Source organism: Corynebacterium sp. CCUG 61414, from assembly GCF_024453945.1.
Classification (GTDB): domain Bacteria; phylum Actinomycetota; class Actinomycetes; order Mycobacteriales; family Mycobacteriaceae; genus Corynebacterium; species Corynebacterium pseudogenitalium.
On sequence record NZ_JAGPYU010000007.1, the window covers coordinates 76359 to 93252 of the forward strand.

At 55.4% G+C, this 16894-nt stretch carries 11 protein-coding genes and 1 tRNA gene; 8 read left to right on the forward strand and 4 right to left on the reverse strand.

All coding sequences use genetic code 11. The features are described from left to right. Positions 1–139: 139 nt before the first annotated feature. Positions 140–889 (reverse strand): sulfite exporter TauE/SafE family protein, encoded by a 750-nt coding sequence (locus KBX14_RS06930; RefSeq protein ID WP_256042152.1) that lies wholly within the window; start codon positions 887–889, stop codon positions 140–142. Positions 890–1033: 144 nt separating this feature from the next. Between KBX14_RS06930 and KBX14_RS06935 the strand changes: the two genes are divergently transcribed. The 7 genes from KBX14_RS06935 (at position 1034) to KBX14_RS06965 (ending at position 9759) form a co-directional block, all read left to right on the forward strand. Further along, positions 1034–1107: transfer RNA gene (locus tag KBX14_RS06935), tRNA-Leu, on the forward strand. A gap of 41 nt (positions 1108–1148) precedes the next feature. After that, positions 1149–3818, forward strand: a complete 2670-nt coding sequence (gene polA / locus KBX14_RS06940; RefSeq protein WP_256042153.1) for a DNA polymerase I — start codon at positions 1149–1151, stop codon at positions 3816–3818. A 636-nt stretch (positions 3819–4454) separates the two neighbouring features. Further along, on the forward strand, positions 4455–5918 hold the full coding sequence (rpsA, locus tag KBX14_RS06945) for a 30S ribosomal protein S1 (RefSeq protein ID WP_256042154.1): 1464 nt from the start codon (positions 4455–4457) through the stop codon (positions 5916–5918). Positions 5919–5985: 67 nt separating this feature from the next. Beyond that, positions 5986–6600 (forward strand): dephospho-CoA kinase, encoded by a 615-nt coding sequence (coaE, locus tag KBX14_RS06950; RefSeq protein ID WP_256001394.1) that lies wholly within the window; start codon positions 5986–5988, stop codon positions 6598–6600. Positions 6601–6631: 31 nt separating this feature from the next. Further along, positions 6632–8731 carry an excinuclease ABC subunit UvrB gene (gene uvrB, locus KBX14_RS06955; RefSeq protein WP_070479118.1) on the forward strand — a complete coding sequence of 700 codons (2100 nt, stop codon included), beginning with the start codon at positions 6632–6634 and terminating at the stop codon, positions 8729–8731. 18 nt (positions 8732–8749) lie between these two features. Beyond that, positions 8750–9208 (forward strand): universal stress protein, encoded by a 459-nt coding sequence (locus tag KBX14_RS06960; protein WP_070362532.1) that lies wholly within the window; start codon positions 8750–8752, stop codon positions 9206–9208. Positions 9209–9315: 107 nt separating this feature from the next. Next, complete coding sequence (locus tag KBX14_RS06965) at positions 9316–9759, forward strand: universal stress protein (protein ID WP_070362531.1); 444 nt, start codon at positions 9316–9318, stop codon at positions 9757–9759. A 47-nt stretch (positions 9760–9806) separates the two neighbouring features. Here the strand turns inward: KBX14_RS06965 and KBX14_RS06970 are convergent, their stop codons facing one another. The 3 genes from KBX14_RS06970 to KBX14_RS06980 form a co-directional block, all read right to left on the reverse strand. Then, the gene (locus KBX14_RS06970; protein ID WP_256042155.1) at positions 9807–12002 is read right to left on the reverse strand and encodes a UvrD-helicase domain-containing protein; all 2196 of its coding nucleotides are present in this window, start codon (positions 12000–12002) and stop codon (positions 9807–9809) included. Positions 12003–12074: 72 nt separating this feature from the next. Further along, positions 12075–13115 carry a DoxX family protein gene (locus tag KBX14_RS06975; RefSeq protein WP_256001392.1) on the reverse strand — a complete coding sequence of 347 codons (1041 nt, stop codon included), beginning with the start codon at positions 13113–13115 and terminating at the stop codon, positions 12075–12077. Between the two features lie 82 nt (positions 13116–13197). After that, positions 13198–13818 carry an MBL fold metallo-hydrolase gene (locus KBX14_RS06980; protein ID WP_256042156.1) on the reverse strand — a complete coding sequence of 207 codons (621 nt, stop codon included), beginning with the start codon at positions 13816–13818 and terminating at the stop codon, positions 13198–13200. 108 nt (positions 13819–13926) lie between these two features. Here KBX14_RS06980 and uvrA point away from each other — a divergent pair, with 108 nt between their 5' ends. Beyond that, entirely contained in the window at positions 13927–16779 is a 2853-nt protein-coding gene (gene uvrA / locus KBX14_RS06985; RefSeq protein ID WP_256042157.1) for an excinuclease ABC subunit UvrA, read from the forward strand. Positions 16780–16894: the final 115 nt, after the last annotated feature.

A 16894-nucleotide genomic window follows, 5' to 3' on the forward strand; every position in this document is an offset into this window, starting at 1 on the left:
ATTCATTCTGGAATGAAATGTCCATTACTCGGAGAAAGTCTTACCCGAATGTCAGATCAGTGATTGTGGTGCTTGGGGCAGACAGCAAATAGGCGCTGTGCGGTTCGGGCTCCTGCGCGCAATTGTGTTGGTTTGGGGGCTACGCTCCGGCACCAAGCAACCCGCGAACGAGTGCGGTGAACCCACCGAAAATCGCCAAAGCGAGCGCGATACGGTATCCCACTTGTACCGGCACTCGTGCTGCCATGCGGGTGCCAACGACGATGCCCAGCACCATCGCAACAATGCCAACCACCCACGTTTCAGGAGTCACCGCGGAGAGGTTTGCTGCACCAGTGATTTCCTTAATGGCGAAAGAGAGAGCGCCACTGACCAGGAAGATTGGCTGGAGCGTAGCTGCGTAGATCTCCTTAGGCCAGCGTGCCGCATGAGCGTACACGGTGATTGATGGGCCAGCTACTCCCGCCAGCGTGTTCATGAAACCACCAACTGAACCTGCGATAACAGAAGGTACGGTGCCTTCAATATTCGGTATGTAGCGCTTTCCCAACGTCACTGTGCCGAGCGCGATCAACAATAGAACGCCAACGATGATTAGAAGCAAGCTAGCTGAAACTGCCCGTATGAGGAATGCGCCGGGTACCGCACCCAAAACAAGGGTTCCAGCAATTGGGGCAAAGCGTTTCCAATCAACGCGCTCGCGCATGGAATAGGTGTTGGCAATCGCGTTGGCGGTGGCTAATACGTTGACCATGAGCACGCCGGATACCGGGCCGAGTAAGACAGAGAGTGCGGGGGCCGCAATTAGTCCGAGCCCCATTCCTGAAATTCGTTGGAGCGCTGCACCGGCAAATATGGCCAGGAAAATCCCCATCAGAACTGGTGTCACTGTGCCCTCCTGCGCTCTACTCACTATACGGCGCTCATCACCCTACCTGACAGATTCTAGATACCCGCAGTGAACTGGCGATTTAGGTGATTTCGCGCTGCGATTCACGCCGGAGCGCCTGCCTGCTATATACTTTGCGACGTCGCCCCAGTAGCCCAATTGGCAGAGGCAACGGATTCAAAACCCGTCCAGTGTGAGTTCGAGTCTCACCTGGGGCACAACACCCGGCCACGAGCCGGGTTTTCTTGTTTGAGTCGTCATGTCGGGACGTACGTCTACACTAGGGGCCGTGAAGAAACGGTTATTGCTCATTGACGGACACTCCATGGCATTTCGAGCGTTCTACGCTCTGCCTGCTGAAAACTTTTCGACGACCGGTGGCCAAACAACGAATGCGGTGTATGGCTTCTTGTCGATGTTCGCCAACGTTGTGGCGCAAGAAGCACCGACGCATATTGGTGTGGCGTTCGATGTGGGGCGCAAGACGTTTCGAACGGAACGTTTTCCGGAGTACAAAGCTCAGCGCGAATCCACTCCGCCAGAGTTTAAGGGGCAGGTTCCGCTGATTCAGGAGTGTCTTGCGGACCTCGGAATCATCAGCTTGTCGAAGGAGAATTTTGAAGCTGACGATATCGTGGCGACGCTGGTGCACCTGGCTCGCGCTGATCAGGATTTCGAAATTGTCTTGGTTTCAGGGGACCGTGACTACCTACAACTGGTAGACGATTCAACGACGCTGTTGTACCCGATGCGCGGGGTTTCGACGATGACACGTTTCACTCCGGACAAGGTCGAGGAGAAGTACGGGCTGACTCCGGCACAGTATCCGGATTTTGCGGCGCTTCGGGGAGACCCGTCTGATAACCTCCCCTCGGTTCCGAAGGTCGGGGAGAAGACGGCGACAAAGTGGATCACGCAATACGGTTCGCTTGCAGAACTCGTTAACCACGCGGATGAAATCAAGGGAGTCGCAGGTCAAAACTTCCGAGACCGTATCGAGCAAGTGCAGCTCAATCGTGAACTCACGCAGATGGTCACCGACGTAGAGCTCCCTGTTACGCCAAATGACTTGGAGCTAAAGGCCGTAGACATCGGTGCTATTGCGAAGCGATTTGATTCTTTGGAGTTCGGCACGAATCTTCGCGAACGTGTGCTATCCGCGCTTCCTACGGAAGGGGACGCCGAAGAGCATTTGCCTGTGGAGCTTCCAGAAGTTGTGATCGACGAAGGGCCGTTGGACGCATGGATCGCTTCCCATAGGGGTCAAGGATTAGCGCTGTATGTGGACGGTAGTCCGCTGCCGGCAAACGGCGATGCTACTGCGATTGGGATCGTCGATAAGGAGCGGCACGGCACCCAACGCGAAACAGCGGAGCTAACCCCTGAAGAGGATGTTGCGCTGAAGGACTGGTTGGAGTCAGATGACCCCAAGTACCTCCACAACGGTAAAGCTATGTATCACATGCTGCGGGGCAGAGGTATCACACTCAGCGGGATTGCGCATGACACAGCGATTGCTGCCTACCTGCTTCGCCCGGGGCAGCGCACCTATGCGCTGGCTGATGTATACCAGCGTCACTTGCAGCGACAGTTGGACGTAGGGCAAGAGCAACTCAGTCTGTTGGATCAAACTTCACAGGTTGATGCCGCCGTTGCTGTGCTGGAACTGGCGCAACATCTTGCTCAAGAACTTCGTGAAATCGACTCTTACGCGCTGTATGCCGACCTGGAGCTGCCACTTGTACCCATTCTTGCCAGGATGGAGGACGTCGGCGTGGCTGTTGATATCGAAGCTCTTGAAAATCTTCGCAAGGAGTTTACTGACAAGGTTGCCCAGGTAGAAGGAGAGGCCCGCACGCTTGTCGACGAGCCAGCTCTCAACCTTTCAAGTCCGAAGCAGCTTTCTGTCGTTCTTTTCGACAAACTCGACTTGCCTAAAACCAAGAAAACAAAGACTGGGTATTCGACGGCAGCCAAGGAGATCGAGGCGCTTGCAGAAAAGAATCCGCATCCGTTCCTTGATCATCTGTTGGCACATCGTGAATATCAGAAGATGAAGTCCACAATCGAGGGGCTTATCAAGGCGGTACACAGTGATGGCCGAATTCACACAACCTTCAACCAAACCGTGACTTCAACGGGCCGACTGAGTTCGACTGATCCAAACCTGCAGAATATTCCCGTCCGTACAGAGACAGGCCAAAAGATTCGAGCAGCATTCACCGTTGGTAAGGGGTATGAGTATCTACTGACCGCTGATTACTCACAGATTGAGATGCGAGTGATGGCGCACCTGTCCGGGGACAAGGGGCTCATCTCCGCGTACAAGGATGGCGAAGACCTGCACAACTACGTCGGTTCCCAGGTATTTGACGTAGCTATCGACGCCGTGACGCCCGAGCTACGCCGTCGGGTCAAGGCAATGTCATATGGTTTGGTCTATGGGCTCTCTGCGTACGGCCTTGCCGCGCAGCTCTCGATCTCGCCAGGTGAAGCCAAGGAAATCATGGAGAGTTACTTCCACCGTTTCGGTGGGGTGAAGCACTATCTGGACTCGGTCGTCGAGAAGGCCAGAAAAGATGGATACACGGCAACTGTGTTTGGGCGCCGACGCTACCTGCCTGAGCTCAACAGCGACAACCGAGTCGCCCGAGAAAATGCTGAGCGGGCGGCCCTGAATGCTCCTATTCAAGGTACTGCCGCAGACATCATTAAAGTAGCGATGATTCACGTTGACCGAGCGTTGGCTGACTACGAGTCCCGTGTGCTGTTACAAGTGCATGACGAGTTGGTTGTTGAAGTCGCTCCTGCTGAGCTCGATGAAGTGCGTGAGATTGTTGAGCGGGAGATGGATCGCGCTATTGAGCTCAACGTGCCGCTCGAGGTTTCTACCGGATACGGAGAGAACTGGCAAGATGCTGGCCATTAAGGCGGGAAGTGTGGGGCTATAGAGCGGCCCCCATTATTCCGCTCTATAGCCCCGAGACGGTCCCAGAGCCTCCTTCTCAATCCGTCTGGGACTGCCTTCCCCCATCAACCGCTTCCTCCCCCGAATTCCCCCGAGAAGCGGTGCCACGGTTCACCTCGCGAGGTTTCACAGCTCTAGATTGGCCTTATCTATCGCTGCTGCGCCTTGATCGTGGCAATGAAAACACTAACAGACGTCTGTGGGGAACGTAAGAGAATTGGCCAAAAATGGACTACATTAAACAAAATATTGACTAATTATGGGGGTGTGGGATGGCGAGTGTATTGCTTTGACCTGCGAGTTTGCGCCTTATCGGCGGTGCGGCAGACTTACGGCGTTCTCAGTTGGCGAGTTCGGTGAAGGATGTGTTGTTTGCCTTAACGGTCGACCTGATGGGGATTTATCCGAGTGTTGATATTTGCGCGAGCTGGGCAAAGGCGATATTCTTGCACGAGCATATCTGGGCAATAGGTCTCGTGGTGTCGTAATAGGAGGGCATCACCGGCTCATATTGCGGGATCTTTCCGCGCTGGTAAGAGATGATATGCCCCTGTCCAAATACGATCTCCTATTTCAATTTCGGAGCACATTTAACTTATGCGCACTTCCAACGCACCACAGGTCGCAATCAACGATATCGGCGGACCTGAGGAATTTCTCGCCGCTGTAGACGCAACCATCAAGTACTTCAATGATGGTGACATCGTCTCCGGCACCGTAGTTAAGGTTGACCGCGATGAGGTTCTCCTTGACATCGGCTACAAGACTGAGGGTGTTATCCCTACCCGTGAGCTGTCGATCAAGCATGACGTTGACCCGGACGAAGTTGTCCAGGTTGGCGACGAGATCGACGCACTGGTCCTGACCAAGGAGGACAAGGAAGGTCGCCTCCTGCTCTCCAAGAAGCGTGCTCAGTACGAGCGTGCTTGGGGCACCATCGAAGAGCTGCAGAAGAACGACCAGCCAGTTACTGGTACGGTCATCGAGGTTGTCAAGGGTGGCCTCATCCTCGACATCGGTCTTCGTGGCTTCTTGCCTGCGTCGCTCGTTGAGATGCGTCGCGTCCGTGACCTGGATCCATACATTGGCCAGGAGCTCGAGGCAAAGATCATCGAGCTGGACAAGCACCGCAACAACGTGGTCCTGTCCCGCCGTGCATACCTCGAAGAGACGCAGTCCGCTGTTCGTTCCGACTTCCTGCACCAGCTGCAGAAGGGTCAGGTACGCAAGGGTGTTGTTTCTTCCATCGTCAACTTCGGTGCTTTCGTGGACCTTGGCGGCGTAGACGGCCTGGTTCACGTTTCCGAGCTGTCCTGGAAGCACATCGACCACCCATCTGAGGTTGTCACCGTCGGCGATGAGGTTACCGTTGAGGTTCTCGACGTCGATCTCGACCGTGAGCGTGTTTCCCTGTCGCTGAAGGCGACCCAGGAGGACCCATGGCGCGTGTTCGCACGCACCCACGCTGTCGGCCAGATCGTGCCGGGCAAGGTCACCAAGCTTGTTCCATTCGGTGCGTTCGTTCGCGTCGAAGAGGGCATCGAGGGTCTGGTTCACATCTCCGAGCTGGCACAGCGCCACGTCGAGGTACCGGACCAGGTTGTCAACGTTGGCGAAGAGGTCATGGTCAAGGTCATCGACATCGATCTGGACCGTCGTCGTATTTCGCTGTCGCTGAAGCAGGCGGACGAGGACTACAACGAAGAGTTCGATCCGTCCCGCTACGGCATGGCTGATTCCTACGACGAGCAGGGCAACTACATCTTCCCAGAGGGCTTCGATCCGGAGACCAACGAGTGGATGGAGGGCTTCGATGAAGCTCGTCAGCAGTGGGAGGCTCGCTACGCAGAGGCTGAGCGCCGCTTCCAGGCGCACACTGCACAGATCGAGCGTCATCGCGCTGCTGCTGCCGAGGCGGCAGAGCAGGCGGGTGACCAGGCGAACTACTCCTCGCAGTCCAACGCTGCAGCTCCGGCAGCGGATGAGACCGCTAGCGCAGGTGGCTCGCTCGCATCTGACGAGCAGCTCGCAGCACTTCGCGACAAGCTCGCTGGCAACTAGTCTTTACTAGCTAATCGACGACCCCTTCCTGGAATCCAGGAAGGGGTTTTCGCCTATTATGTGACGCATGTTGAAAATTGGGCTTACCGGAGGAATCGGAAGCGGAAAGTCGTCCGTTGCCGCGTTGTTACGTGAGCGTGGCTTCGTCGTAGTCGATGCTGACCGTATCGCGCGCGATGTTCTGCAACCAGGAAACGATGCGCTAAAAGAGGTGGCTGCTGCATTCGGCGATGACCTGGTGGACGCTTCCGGCGCTTTGAACCGCAAGTTGCTGGCGCAGCGGGCGTTTGCCTCGGAGGAACAGACGCAGAAGCTGAATTCGATTACGCATCCTGCGATTCGTAAGGAGTCATCACGGCAGTTCGACGCCGCTGAAGCTGAAGGAGCCCGGGTTGCTGTGTACGATATGCCACTGCTTGTAGAGCTTGGGCTGCACCGTCAGATGGACTTCACCGTTGTAGTCGACGTGAATCAGGAAGAGCGAGTGAGGCGACTGGTCCAATCGCGCGGTCTAGCGGAGGCAGACGCCCGTTCCCGTATTGCACGGCAGATTGATGACGACGATCGACTCGCGGCCGCTGACTACGTGATTGACAATAGCGGTCCGTTGTCTGAGCTCGCTCCGCAGGTGGATGCTTTGGTCGACTATGTCGAACGAGAATTGTTGCAGCATCAACGTTGAGGAATCAGGTTGAGTCATTAGACTGAGCTGCATGGCATTTGCAGCAGAACATCCGGTCCTGGCACATTCGGAGTTTCGACCAGTAGGCGAGATCGAGCGTCGAGAAAAGCCCTTTGAAGTCGTCTCGGAGTTTGAGCCATCGGGGGATCAGCCTAAAGCGATCGCAGAGCTAGATGAACGTCTCAACCGGGGAGAAGAAGACGTCGTCCTCATGGGTGCCACCGGCACCGGCAAGTCGGCGACGGCAGCGTGGCTGATTGAAAAGCAGCAGCGCCCAACGCTCGTGATGGCTCCGAACAAGACGCTCGCCGCGCAGCTAGCAAATGAGCTTCGGCAGCTCCTCCCAAATAACGCGGTTGAGTACTTCGTCTCGTACTACGACTATTACCAACCAGAGGCATATATCGCTCAGACGGATACATACATCGAAAAAGATTCCTCCATTAATGATGATGTGGAACGCCTGCGTCACTCAGCTACCTCCGCATTGCTGTCGCGTCGTGACGTAGTGGTGGTGTCGTCAGTCTCTTGTATCTACGGCCTTGGTACGCCGCAGTCCTACCTTGATCGCTCTGTGGTGCTGCGCGTGGGGGAAGAGGTTGAGCGTGACCGCTTCCTTCGATTACTCGTTGATATCCAGTACGAGCGCAACGATATTGACTTCAAACGCGGTACGTTCCGAGTAAAGGGCGACGTCGTCGATATCATTCCTGCGTATGAGGAAGTCGCGGTTCGGGTTGAGTTCTTCGGAGACGAGATTGACAGCTTGTATTACATTCATCCGCTCACGGGAGACGTGCTGAGCCAAGAAGATGAGCTTCGGATCTTTCCTGCTACCCACTACGTGGCCACTGAAGAGCGAATGGAAAAGGCTATCGAATCCATCAAAGAAGAGCTTGCAGACCGTTTAGAAGACCTCGAGAACCGCGGAAAACTACTTGAGGCTCAGCGACTTCGGATGCGCACCGAGTATGACCTCGAGATGATTCAGCAGGTCGGCTTCTGCTCAGGCATTGAGAACTATTCTCGTCACATGGACGGGCGCGAGGCAGGATCGGCGCCAGCGACGCTCATCGACTACTTCCCGGAAGACTTCCTCACAATTATCGACGAGTCTCACGTGACCGTCCCGCAAATTGGAGGAATGTTTGAAGGCGATATGTCGAGGAAGCGCAACCTCGTGGAATTCGGATTCCGGCTGCCGAGCGCCGTCGACAACCGTCCGTTGACCTTCGATGAGTTTGAATCGCGCGTGGGGCAGACGGTGTACATGTCCGCGACACCGGGCGATTACGAGCTCGAAGCAGCACACGGCGAGTTTGTTGAGCAGGTTATTCGCCCAACAGGCCTCGTCGATCCAAAGGTCACGGTGAAACCGACGAAGGGACAAATCGACGACCTGATTGACGAGATTCGCGTCCGGGTGGAGAAGAACGAGCGCGTGCTGGTCACTACCTTGACGAAGCGCATGGCTGAGGACTTGACTGATTATCTCCTGGATAACGGGGTAAAGGTGCGCTACCTGCACTCTGACATTGATACGTTGCAGCGCGTTGAGCTGCTCCGCCAGCTGAGGCTTGGAGAGTTTGACGTCCTCGTTGGCATCAACCTGCTGCGAGAGGGTCTCGACTTGCCGGAAGTTTCACTTGTTGCAATTCTCGACGCCGACAAGGAAGGGTTCCTGCGTTCGACCAAGTCGCTGATTCAGACTATCGGGCGCGCAGCTCGTAACGTATCTGGAGAGGTCATCATGTACGCCGACCAGGTCACTGAGTCGATGGAGGAAGCAATCAGTGAGACAGAGCGGCGTCGCGAAATTCAGTTGGCGTACAACAAAGAACATGGGATCGATCCGCAGCCGCTGCGCAAGAAGATTGCCGACATTTTGGATCAGGTATATGAGAACACTGACGGTGAAGCTGAAAATGGCGTTGCCTCGGATACCGCAGTTGTATCGAAGCCAGACGTGTCCGAGATGGCCTCTGATCAGGTACAAGCATTGATCGACGACCTTACGAAGCAAATGGGTGCAGCAGCTCGCGAGTTGAAGTTTGAGCTCGCCGGCAGACTGCGTGATGAAATTGCTGATCTCCGAAAGGAACTTCGTGGTATGAAAGATACAGGAAACTAAGAAAGGTTCGAGGAATCTATGCATACCTATAAGTCGATTGCTGTCGGTACTGACGGTTCACCAACTTCGCTTGTTGCGGTTCGTGCTGCTGCGAGCCTGGCCCGCGTGTATGACGCGAAGCTCACAGTCATCTGTGCTCACTACACAGCGTCGGGCTCGATGCTGAACGCAACCAACGCGGAGCTGAGCAAGATCGATATCGTGACGGAATCGGGCGCCGAGGATATCTTGAGGCGTGCGAAGGCGATCGCAGTCGAAGAACAGGCACCAGAGATTAACTTGGTCTCCAGTGGCGGCCAGCCTGCGAATGTACTGCTGGAATCAGTAAAGGAATACAGCGTAGATCTCCTCGTGGTTGGAAACAAAGGAATGCGGTCCCTCGCCGGTCGAGTCTTCGGCAACATCCCAGGTAGCGTGGCAAAGAAGGCGCCGGTTGATGTCATGCTCGTTGACACCCGAGCTGAAGGCCACGACTAGCCTTCATCCGCGCTAGAACCAGGTACTATAAATTTGACCGTGCTTGTTGGCGCCACCGTTATCCAGCGAGCGACAGCTGAATCAGGAAAGGTCTCAAGAATACAGCTATGGCCAATTACTACAAGACCATCGTCGTAGGGTCCGACGGGTCCAAGTCTTCACTGCTCGCCGTTGAGCGTGCTGCAAAAATGGCGAGTGCATTTGGTGCCACGCTAGTGATCGGTACCGCGTATTACGAAACGGAAGCGGACGCGACGAAGAGCCTGCGACAAGATTCGGTCACCATCCTCGGTGACAAGGACGCGTTGGCAAATCTTGAAGCGGCAGCAGAACATGCGCGACAGCACGGAGCAAAAGACGTGCAGACTGCGACCCGTCCGGGTACTCCAGTAGAGGCTCTGATGGCGATTGTTCGTGACAACAATGCGGAACTGCTGGTGGTCGGTAACCGCGGTATCAACTCTCTGACCGGTCGCCTGCTGGGGTCTGTCCCAGCAGACGTTGCTCGCCAATCGGACTGCGACGTCATGATCGTACATACCGTCAGCTAACGTCTTCATGTAACAACCTCCGGCCAACTGCATGGCCGGAGGTTGTTCTATGGCATCTCACCGATGACGGCGAGGCTTTGAGTTGCTCGGGTCATCGCCACGTAGAGGTCTTGCCAACCTTGCGGAGAGGCGTCGATAATTTCTTGGGGTTCTATTAGTACTACATGGTCAAATTCGAGTCCCTTCATCGCATCGACATTTGACTTGTCGATGATCGCTGTCGTGCGCCCATCCTCGTATGTTGCGACAGTTTCTGGGGTGGTGCCGGAAGGCCAAAACTCGACGGGTTGCCCAGTGCTTCGAATACTCTCAGGGACCGCTGCCTCTGAGTCGATCGCGTGAAGAACTTTCGCGGCGTACTCCATAATCTCCGACGGAGTGCGGTAGTTCACACTCAAGGTATGCGTGCGGAAACGCGAGCCAACAAACGGTTCCAGCGTTGCTGACCAGTCGTCTGAACCCGCAGGCGAAGAAGTCTGCGCGGTGTCTCCAACTAATGTCATCCACTTTGATGGGCAGCGCCGAAACACCATCCGCCATTCCATCGGTGAGAGCTCTTGTGCCTCATCCACGATCACATGCCCATAGGCCCATGTGCGATCTGCGCGTGCGCGCTCTGCGGTCGAACGGATATCGGTGCTCGCCTGGCGCTGCGCGAGCGTTTCCGCATCAATGACGTCTGACGCAGAAAGGATCTCAGCCTCGAACTGGTCGTCATCGTTGTCAGTGGACTCGGATGAAGCCAAGACGTCCAACGCGTCCTCTGCCTCGGCCACCTGCTGTTGCCACGCATCGTCATCGGAGTCACGAATACCCTCCGCTGGGCTACTACCAATAAGAATCGACAGCTCGTCGAGTAACGCAGCATCCGACGGGGCCGTTGCCGCACCAGGCTCCCGAAAGAGGGCATCTTGTGTGTAGTCGTCGTAGTCATACGCGACAGCTGCGATTGCGTCGCGGTCTTCAAGCAGATTGCGTAGTACTTCTGCAGGCGACAGAGTAGGGAAGTGGGCGTCAATAAACTCTCGGACCTGGGATTCTTCAGCCAGGTCATCGTGGAACTGATCGACGTCCGCAGCAGATAACAGATTCTCACCGCCTAGAGGGTCCGCACCAATGGTGTTGGCAAGTGCTTGCGCAAGAAGTTCGCAAAGATGTTCCGCAAACACGGCTCGTGCTTCATTATGAGGACGACGTGACCGTCGTGCTTTGGTTCTGGCTGCCTTAACCATGGCCGGCGTCGCAGCGACAGGAACGTTCTCAATTGAAAGGGTTACCGCGCGCTCCGGAACCGTCTCATATGACTGCACAGCCCGCTTGAGAATCGTGACCATCTCAATCGAGCCTTTGACTTCCCGTGCAGCAAGCGACTCGCTACCTTCCGGGGTAAAACCGGGGATTAAGTCTGAGATGGTGGAAAGCACTACGCCGGTCTCGCCGAGCTCCGGAAGAACTCGCGAGATGTAGTCCAAAAAGACGGTATTGGGGCCAAGAACCAAGACGCCGGTCTTCGCCAGCTGCGCTCGCCAAGTATAGAGCAGATACGCAACACGATGGAGAGCGACTGCAGTCTTGCCAGTACCTGGACCACCCTCGACAACCATCACTCCACGCGTAGCGTCACGAATGACGGCATCCTGTTCACGCTGGATTGTCTCAACGATGGATTGCATGTGCGCAGTGCGTGGCCGATTCATGGCGCGCCGCAGCGCAGCCTCGGATCCGACACCCGAGGCTTCAACACCCGTACCTGTGCCGGAGAGGACCTCGTCGTCAATGGTTTCCACCGTGCGACCCCTCATACGGATGTTTCGCCGGGTTTGCACGCCTGAAGGGTGCGCCGTCGTCGCGAGGTAAAACGGCCGTGCCATGGGCGCCCGCCAATCGATGAGGAGCGTCCGGTACTTGTCTTCGGGGGCGTCGATGCCCATCCGGCCTATATAGCGTCGGTCAAGATTGTCGCTGTTAGGGACTAGATTCTCCGGAGACTCGTCCTCCACATCAATTCGGCCAAAAACTAAGCCAACTTCTGCCAGGTTGAGTGCATCGAGTTTTGCATTCAGCCCATGATATTCGGTTTCGCGCCGGACGAGCGCATCAGAATCTGGGTTGTCAGGGTCGACATCTCGTTGCACCGCTTCCAGTTTGGCTTGGGCTTTCGATACTTCATCGTCAAGACGAGAAAATAGACCGTCGACGTAGTGCTGTTCGCGAGCAACCTCTTGCTCTGACACGGTGAACATAATCTCCTTCAAAGTAAAAGCCACCCCGTAACCACAACTATGCGGCCACGGGGTGTACTACAGAAAGTCAGATTAGCTGAGCTTCTTCTGAACCTTCTTTACCAGCTTGTTCGCGCGCTTTTCGGCCTTCTTAGCCTTACGCTTCCACTTCCACTGCTTGCACTTTGACGGCGCAACATCCAAGTTGTCGAAGGCATCCTGCAGGGAGTCAACCGCGTCCTGGGCACGGTCCTGCAGCTTCGCGGTGCTCTTCTTTACCTTGCGCTTTGCCTTGAACTGGTCCAACTTGCTTGGCTCGAGGCTCTCCAGCTTGTCCTGGAGATCCCCAACAACGCTGTTGACCTTGCGCTTTGCCTTGAACTGCTGGAGTTTGCTTGGCTTCAAGTCCTTGTAGGTGTCTTGAGCGCTATCGGAAACATCCTCCATCCAGTCACCCGCATCAGAGAGGAACGAGGAGGTTTGCTTGCGCGCATCCTGCCAGAAGCCCTCAGCTGCGTCAGATGCCTGGTCCGCAAACTTAGAGGCCTGCTTCTTCCAGTCATCCTTGTTGTTATCGACGTAGTCGACCACTTGATCTGCAGTATCGGACAGCCAGTTACTTGCTTTACCCAGAGCCTTTTCGGTCTCAGACTGGGTAGGCAGTGCCTGCTGTACGTTCTTCTTCGCGGTGCGGGCAGCCTGCTGGGCGCGCCACTGCAGCCCTGGCTTGCCAGCAGTGTCCACAGTCGCGAGGAGCACACCACCGGCGAGAGCGACATCGGTCAGCGCGCCAGTCTGACGACGCTGCTTCTCATTCGCCTCGTCAGCCTCCCAGAAGGCATTACGGCCGATAATCGAGGGGATTGCAGTCGCAGCGAGCAGTGCAGCGGAAGTGCGTGGCAGCTTGCCAATGGCGAAGAGGCTGCCTGCACCTGCTTTAATGCCACCAACGACCTGAGCGGCCGTCTTCGGGTTGCTCGGGATCAGACCACGGTACTCGCTCGGAACGGCACCGCGGACCTTATCTAAAAGCGCCTTCGTGCTTTCTTTATTGGCATTTGGGTCACGCAGCGTCTGAACACCGTCAACGATGTAGACGGACGCGAGCATTGGCCTTGCGAGTTTTCGAATCATAAATGCATTCCTCTTTTCTTTTCGCAACGTACCGGTCGCTGTATATACGTTCTATGTGACGTCCGACATTCGGATTACGCTTTTACCAGCGACGGTTCCACCAAACATCTAAATCTGGACGCTCTGTACCAAGCGTAGTGGATTTACCATGGCCCGGCCACACAATTGTCTCATCCGGATATGCGTCGAAGAGTTTTTCTTTGACATCGCGGAAGAGTCGCACGAAGTCGCCTTCGGAATTTGTTTTCCCAAGCCCACGAGGGAAAAGGGAATCACCGACAAAGAGGTTAGGCACCCCCTTGAGGTCGGCGTGCACGGCTGCGCCACCTGGGGTATGTCCACGCAGAATTACCACTGGGAGCTCGTGGCCTGCGAACGAAATCGAGTCGCCGTCGTGGAGTTCGCGGTCGACAGGAGCAGGCAGGGCAGGTACCTCGAGGAACGGTGCCCAGTGTGTAGCGCCCGTTGCTTCTAGGACTGCAGCCAATGCACGCACGTGATCGTGGTGGCGATGCGTCGTTAATACATCCGTGATCTTGACTCCGGCCAGTTCGGCCATGGCGAGGATAGCCGACGCGTCGTCAGCGGCGTCGATAAGCAGGCCCTGGCCATCTGCGCAGAGGAGATAGCAGTTGTTGTCCATCGAGCCGACGGAAACTTGGTGCAGTGTTATTTGGGGCAGTGGAGTTGATCCTGAATTCATGGTGCCTACCCTAGTCAATTCTTTCTTCGCCAGAACAGTGATTACCGAAGTGGTATACGCTGGTATGTTCGGAACAAAATGAACCGATCTTCTGGAAGAGGTATCTAGGTGGCTGACCGTCTTGTTGTACGTGGAGCAAGAGAACACAACCTGAAGGGCGTCGATGTGTCTCTGCCGAGGGACAAGATGGCCGTATTTACAGGTCTGTCTGGATCGGGTAAGTCCTCGCTGGCATTCGATACGATCTTTGCGGAGGGACAGCGTCGATACGTTGAGTCTCTTTCGTCGTATGCTCGGATGTTCTTAGGACAGATGGATAAGCCCGATGTCGATTACATTGACGGACTATCGCCCGCGGTATCAATCGACCAAAAATCGACGAACCGTAACCCCCGTTCGACTGTAGGTACCATCACCGAAATCTACGATTACCTTCGCCTGCTCTATTCGCGGGCTGGCACTCCTCATTGTCCAGAGTGCGACGCTGTGATTGAACGGCAGACGCCGCAACAAATTGTGGACCGCGTGCTGGGGATGGAGGAGCGCCTCAAGTTCCAAGTCCTTGCCCCGGTAGTACGAAAGCGTAAAGGCGAGTTCGTTGACTTGTTTAAGGATCTCGCCGCTCAGGGTTACTCTCGAGTGAGCGTGGACGGCGAGTTGTACCAGCTCAGCGATCCACCGAAGCTTGAGAAGCAGGTCAAACACACGATTTCGGTGGTAGTGGACCGCCTTCAAGTGAAGCAAAGCCAAAAGCAGCGTCTCACCGACTCAGTGGAGACAGCACTCAAACTTGCCGACGGCCTCGTTGGCTTCGAATTCGTTGACTTCGATGAGGGCAACCCTGATCGGATCCAGATCTTCTCTGAAAAGATGGCGTGCCCGAACGGGCACAAGCTTAACGTTGAGGAGTACGAGCCGCGCGCGTTCTCGTTTAACTCACCGTTTGGTGCCTGTCCAACGTGTGACGGTCTCGGGACGCAGAAGAAGATTGACGAAGAACTCGTTATTCCAGATCCAGACGCACCAGCAATTGATGCTTTCCAGCCATGGAACTCCAGCCCGAACAAGCGATACTTCGTCAAATTGATTGAAGCGTTAGCAAAAGAGGAGGGCTTTGATGCTCACGCTCCGTTCAGCTCGCTGACGAAAACGCAGCAGAAGCATTTGGTAAATGGTTCCAAAACCAAGATCAGCGTGCGGTACAAGAACCGCTACGGCAGGCAGCGGTCATTCAGCGCAGCTTATGAAGGCGTCATTGGGTACCTGGAGCGTAAGCTCGAGCAGGCCGAAAGCGATACCCAGAAAGACCGACTGCTTGCTTATACGCGAGAGGTACCGTGTCCTTCGTGCAAGGGCGCTAGGTTGAAGCCCGAGATTCTCGCCGTTCGCCTCGACTCAACAACGCATGGTGAACGCTCCATCGCCGGGCTTACGGAACTGAGCATTGAGGATGCGTCCGAATACCTTGATAATTTGGTACTTGGTTACCGCGAGGAAATGATCGCGGGTGCGGTACTTCGAGAGATCCAAGCTCGACTGCACTTTCTCTTGGACGTAGGACTGAGTTACCTCTCGCTAGCTCGGTCAGCCGGCACCCTGTCGGGCGGTGAAGCGCAGCGCATCCGTCTGGCCACGCAAATTGGGTCTGGCCTTGCCGGTGTACTGTACGTGCTTGATGAGCCGTCAATCGGTTTGCATCAACGGGATAACCAGAGGCTGATTAAGACTCTGAAGAAACTTCGCGACCTTGGGAACACGCTAGTTGTGGTCGAGCACGATGAGGAAACAATCCGGGAGGCAGATTGGTTGGTAGACATCGGGCCGCTCGCCGGAGAGTACGGCGGGGAAGTGGTCTACCAGGGAGAACCCGACGGTATCCGTGAAGTAGAGAACTCCATTACCGGAGACTACCTTGCGGGCAGGAAAAAGATTGAGGTCCCGGATCAGCGTCGACCGGTAGACGCAGACCGCAAGCTGAGAGTTGAGGGCGCGCGAGAGAACAACCTCAAGAACGTATCAGTGGATATTCCACTGGGAGTGTTGGTAGCTGTTACTGGGGTATCTGGGTCTGGCAAGTCTACGCTGGTAAACCAGATTCTGGCTAAGACTCTCCAGAATGAGCTCAATGGAGCTCGACAAGTCCCGGGACGGGTAAAGAAAGTCAGTGGCCTTGACCATCTCGATAAACTTGTCCAAGTCGACCAGAGTCCCATCGGACGTACACCACGATCAAACCCCGCGACATATACAGGGGTGTTTGACAAGATCCGCAACCTATTCGCGGAAACACAAGAGTCAAAGGTTCGCGGCTACAAGGCTGGCCGATTCTCGTTCAATGTCAAAGGCGGGCGCTGTGAAGCGTGCCGTGGTGATGGCACTATCAAGATTGAGATGAACTTCCTACCGGATGTATACGTCCCGTGTGAGGTGTGCCAGGGAGCACGATACAACCGTGAAACCCTCGAAGTGCGCTATAAGGGTAAGAACATTGCCGAAGTTCTCGATATGCCGATTTCTGAAGCAGCTGAGTTCTTCGAGCCAATTCAGTCAATCCATCGATACCTCAACACGCTTGTAGACGTCGGCCTGGGCTATGTACGTCTTGGGCAGGCTGCGACAACGCTATCCGGTGGTGAGGCACAGCGGGTGAAGCTGGCGGCAGAATTGCAGAAGCGAACTAACGGCCGAACAATTTACATCCTCGACGAGCCCACTACGGGGCTGCACTTCGAAGACATTCGTAAGCTCATGCTTGTGCTGAATGGCCTGGTGGAAAAGGGCAACACTGTGTTGGTGATCGAACACAACCTGGACGTTATCAAGTCGGCGGACTGGGTGATTGACATGGGGCCTGAGGGGGGATCAGGCGGTGGAACGGTGGTCGCGCAGGGAACGCCAGAAGACGTAGCACGTAATGGCAAGTCTCATACAGGTGCTTTCTTGAAGGAGATATTGCAATAGATCCAGCTTGAATGCATGATTTGCTTGAATAAACTTCATGTATTAAAGTTCTCACCACTACCGCCCAGAGCATTCTTTACAAAGGTGCCTGGGCCACAAGTGGAGTGAATCCCAC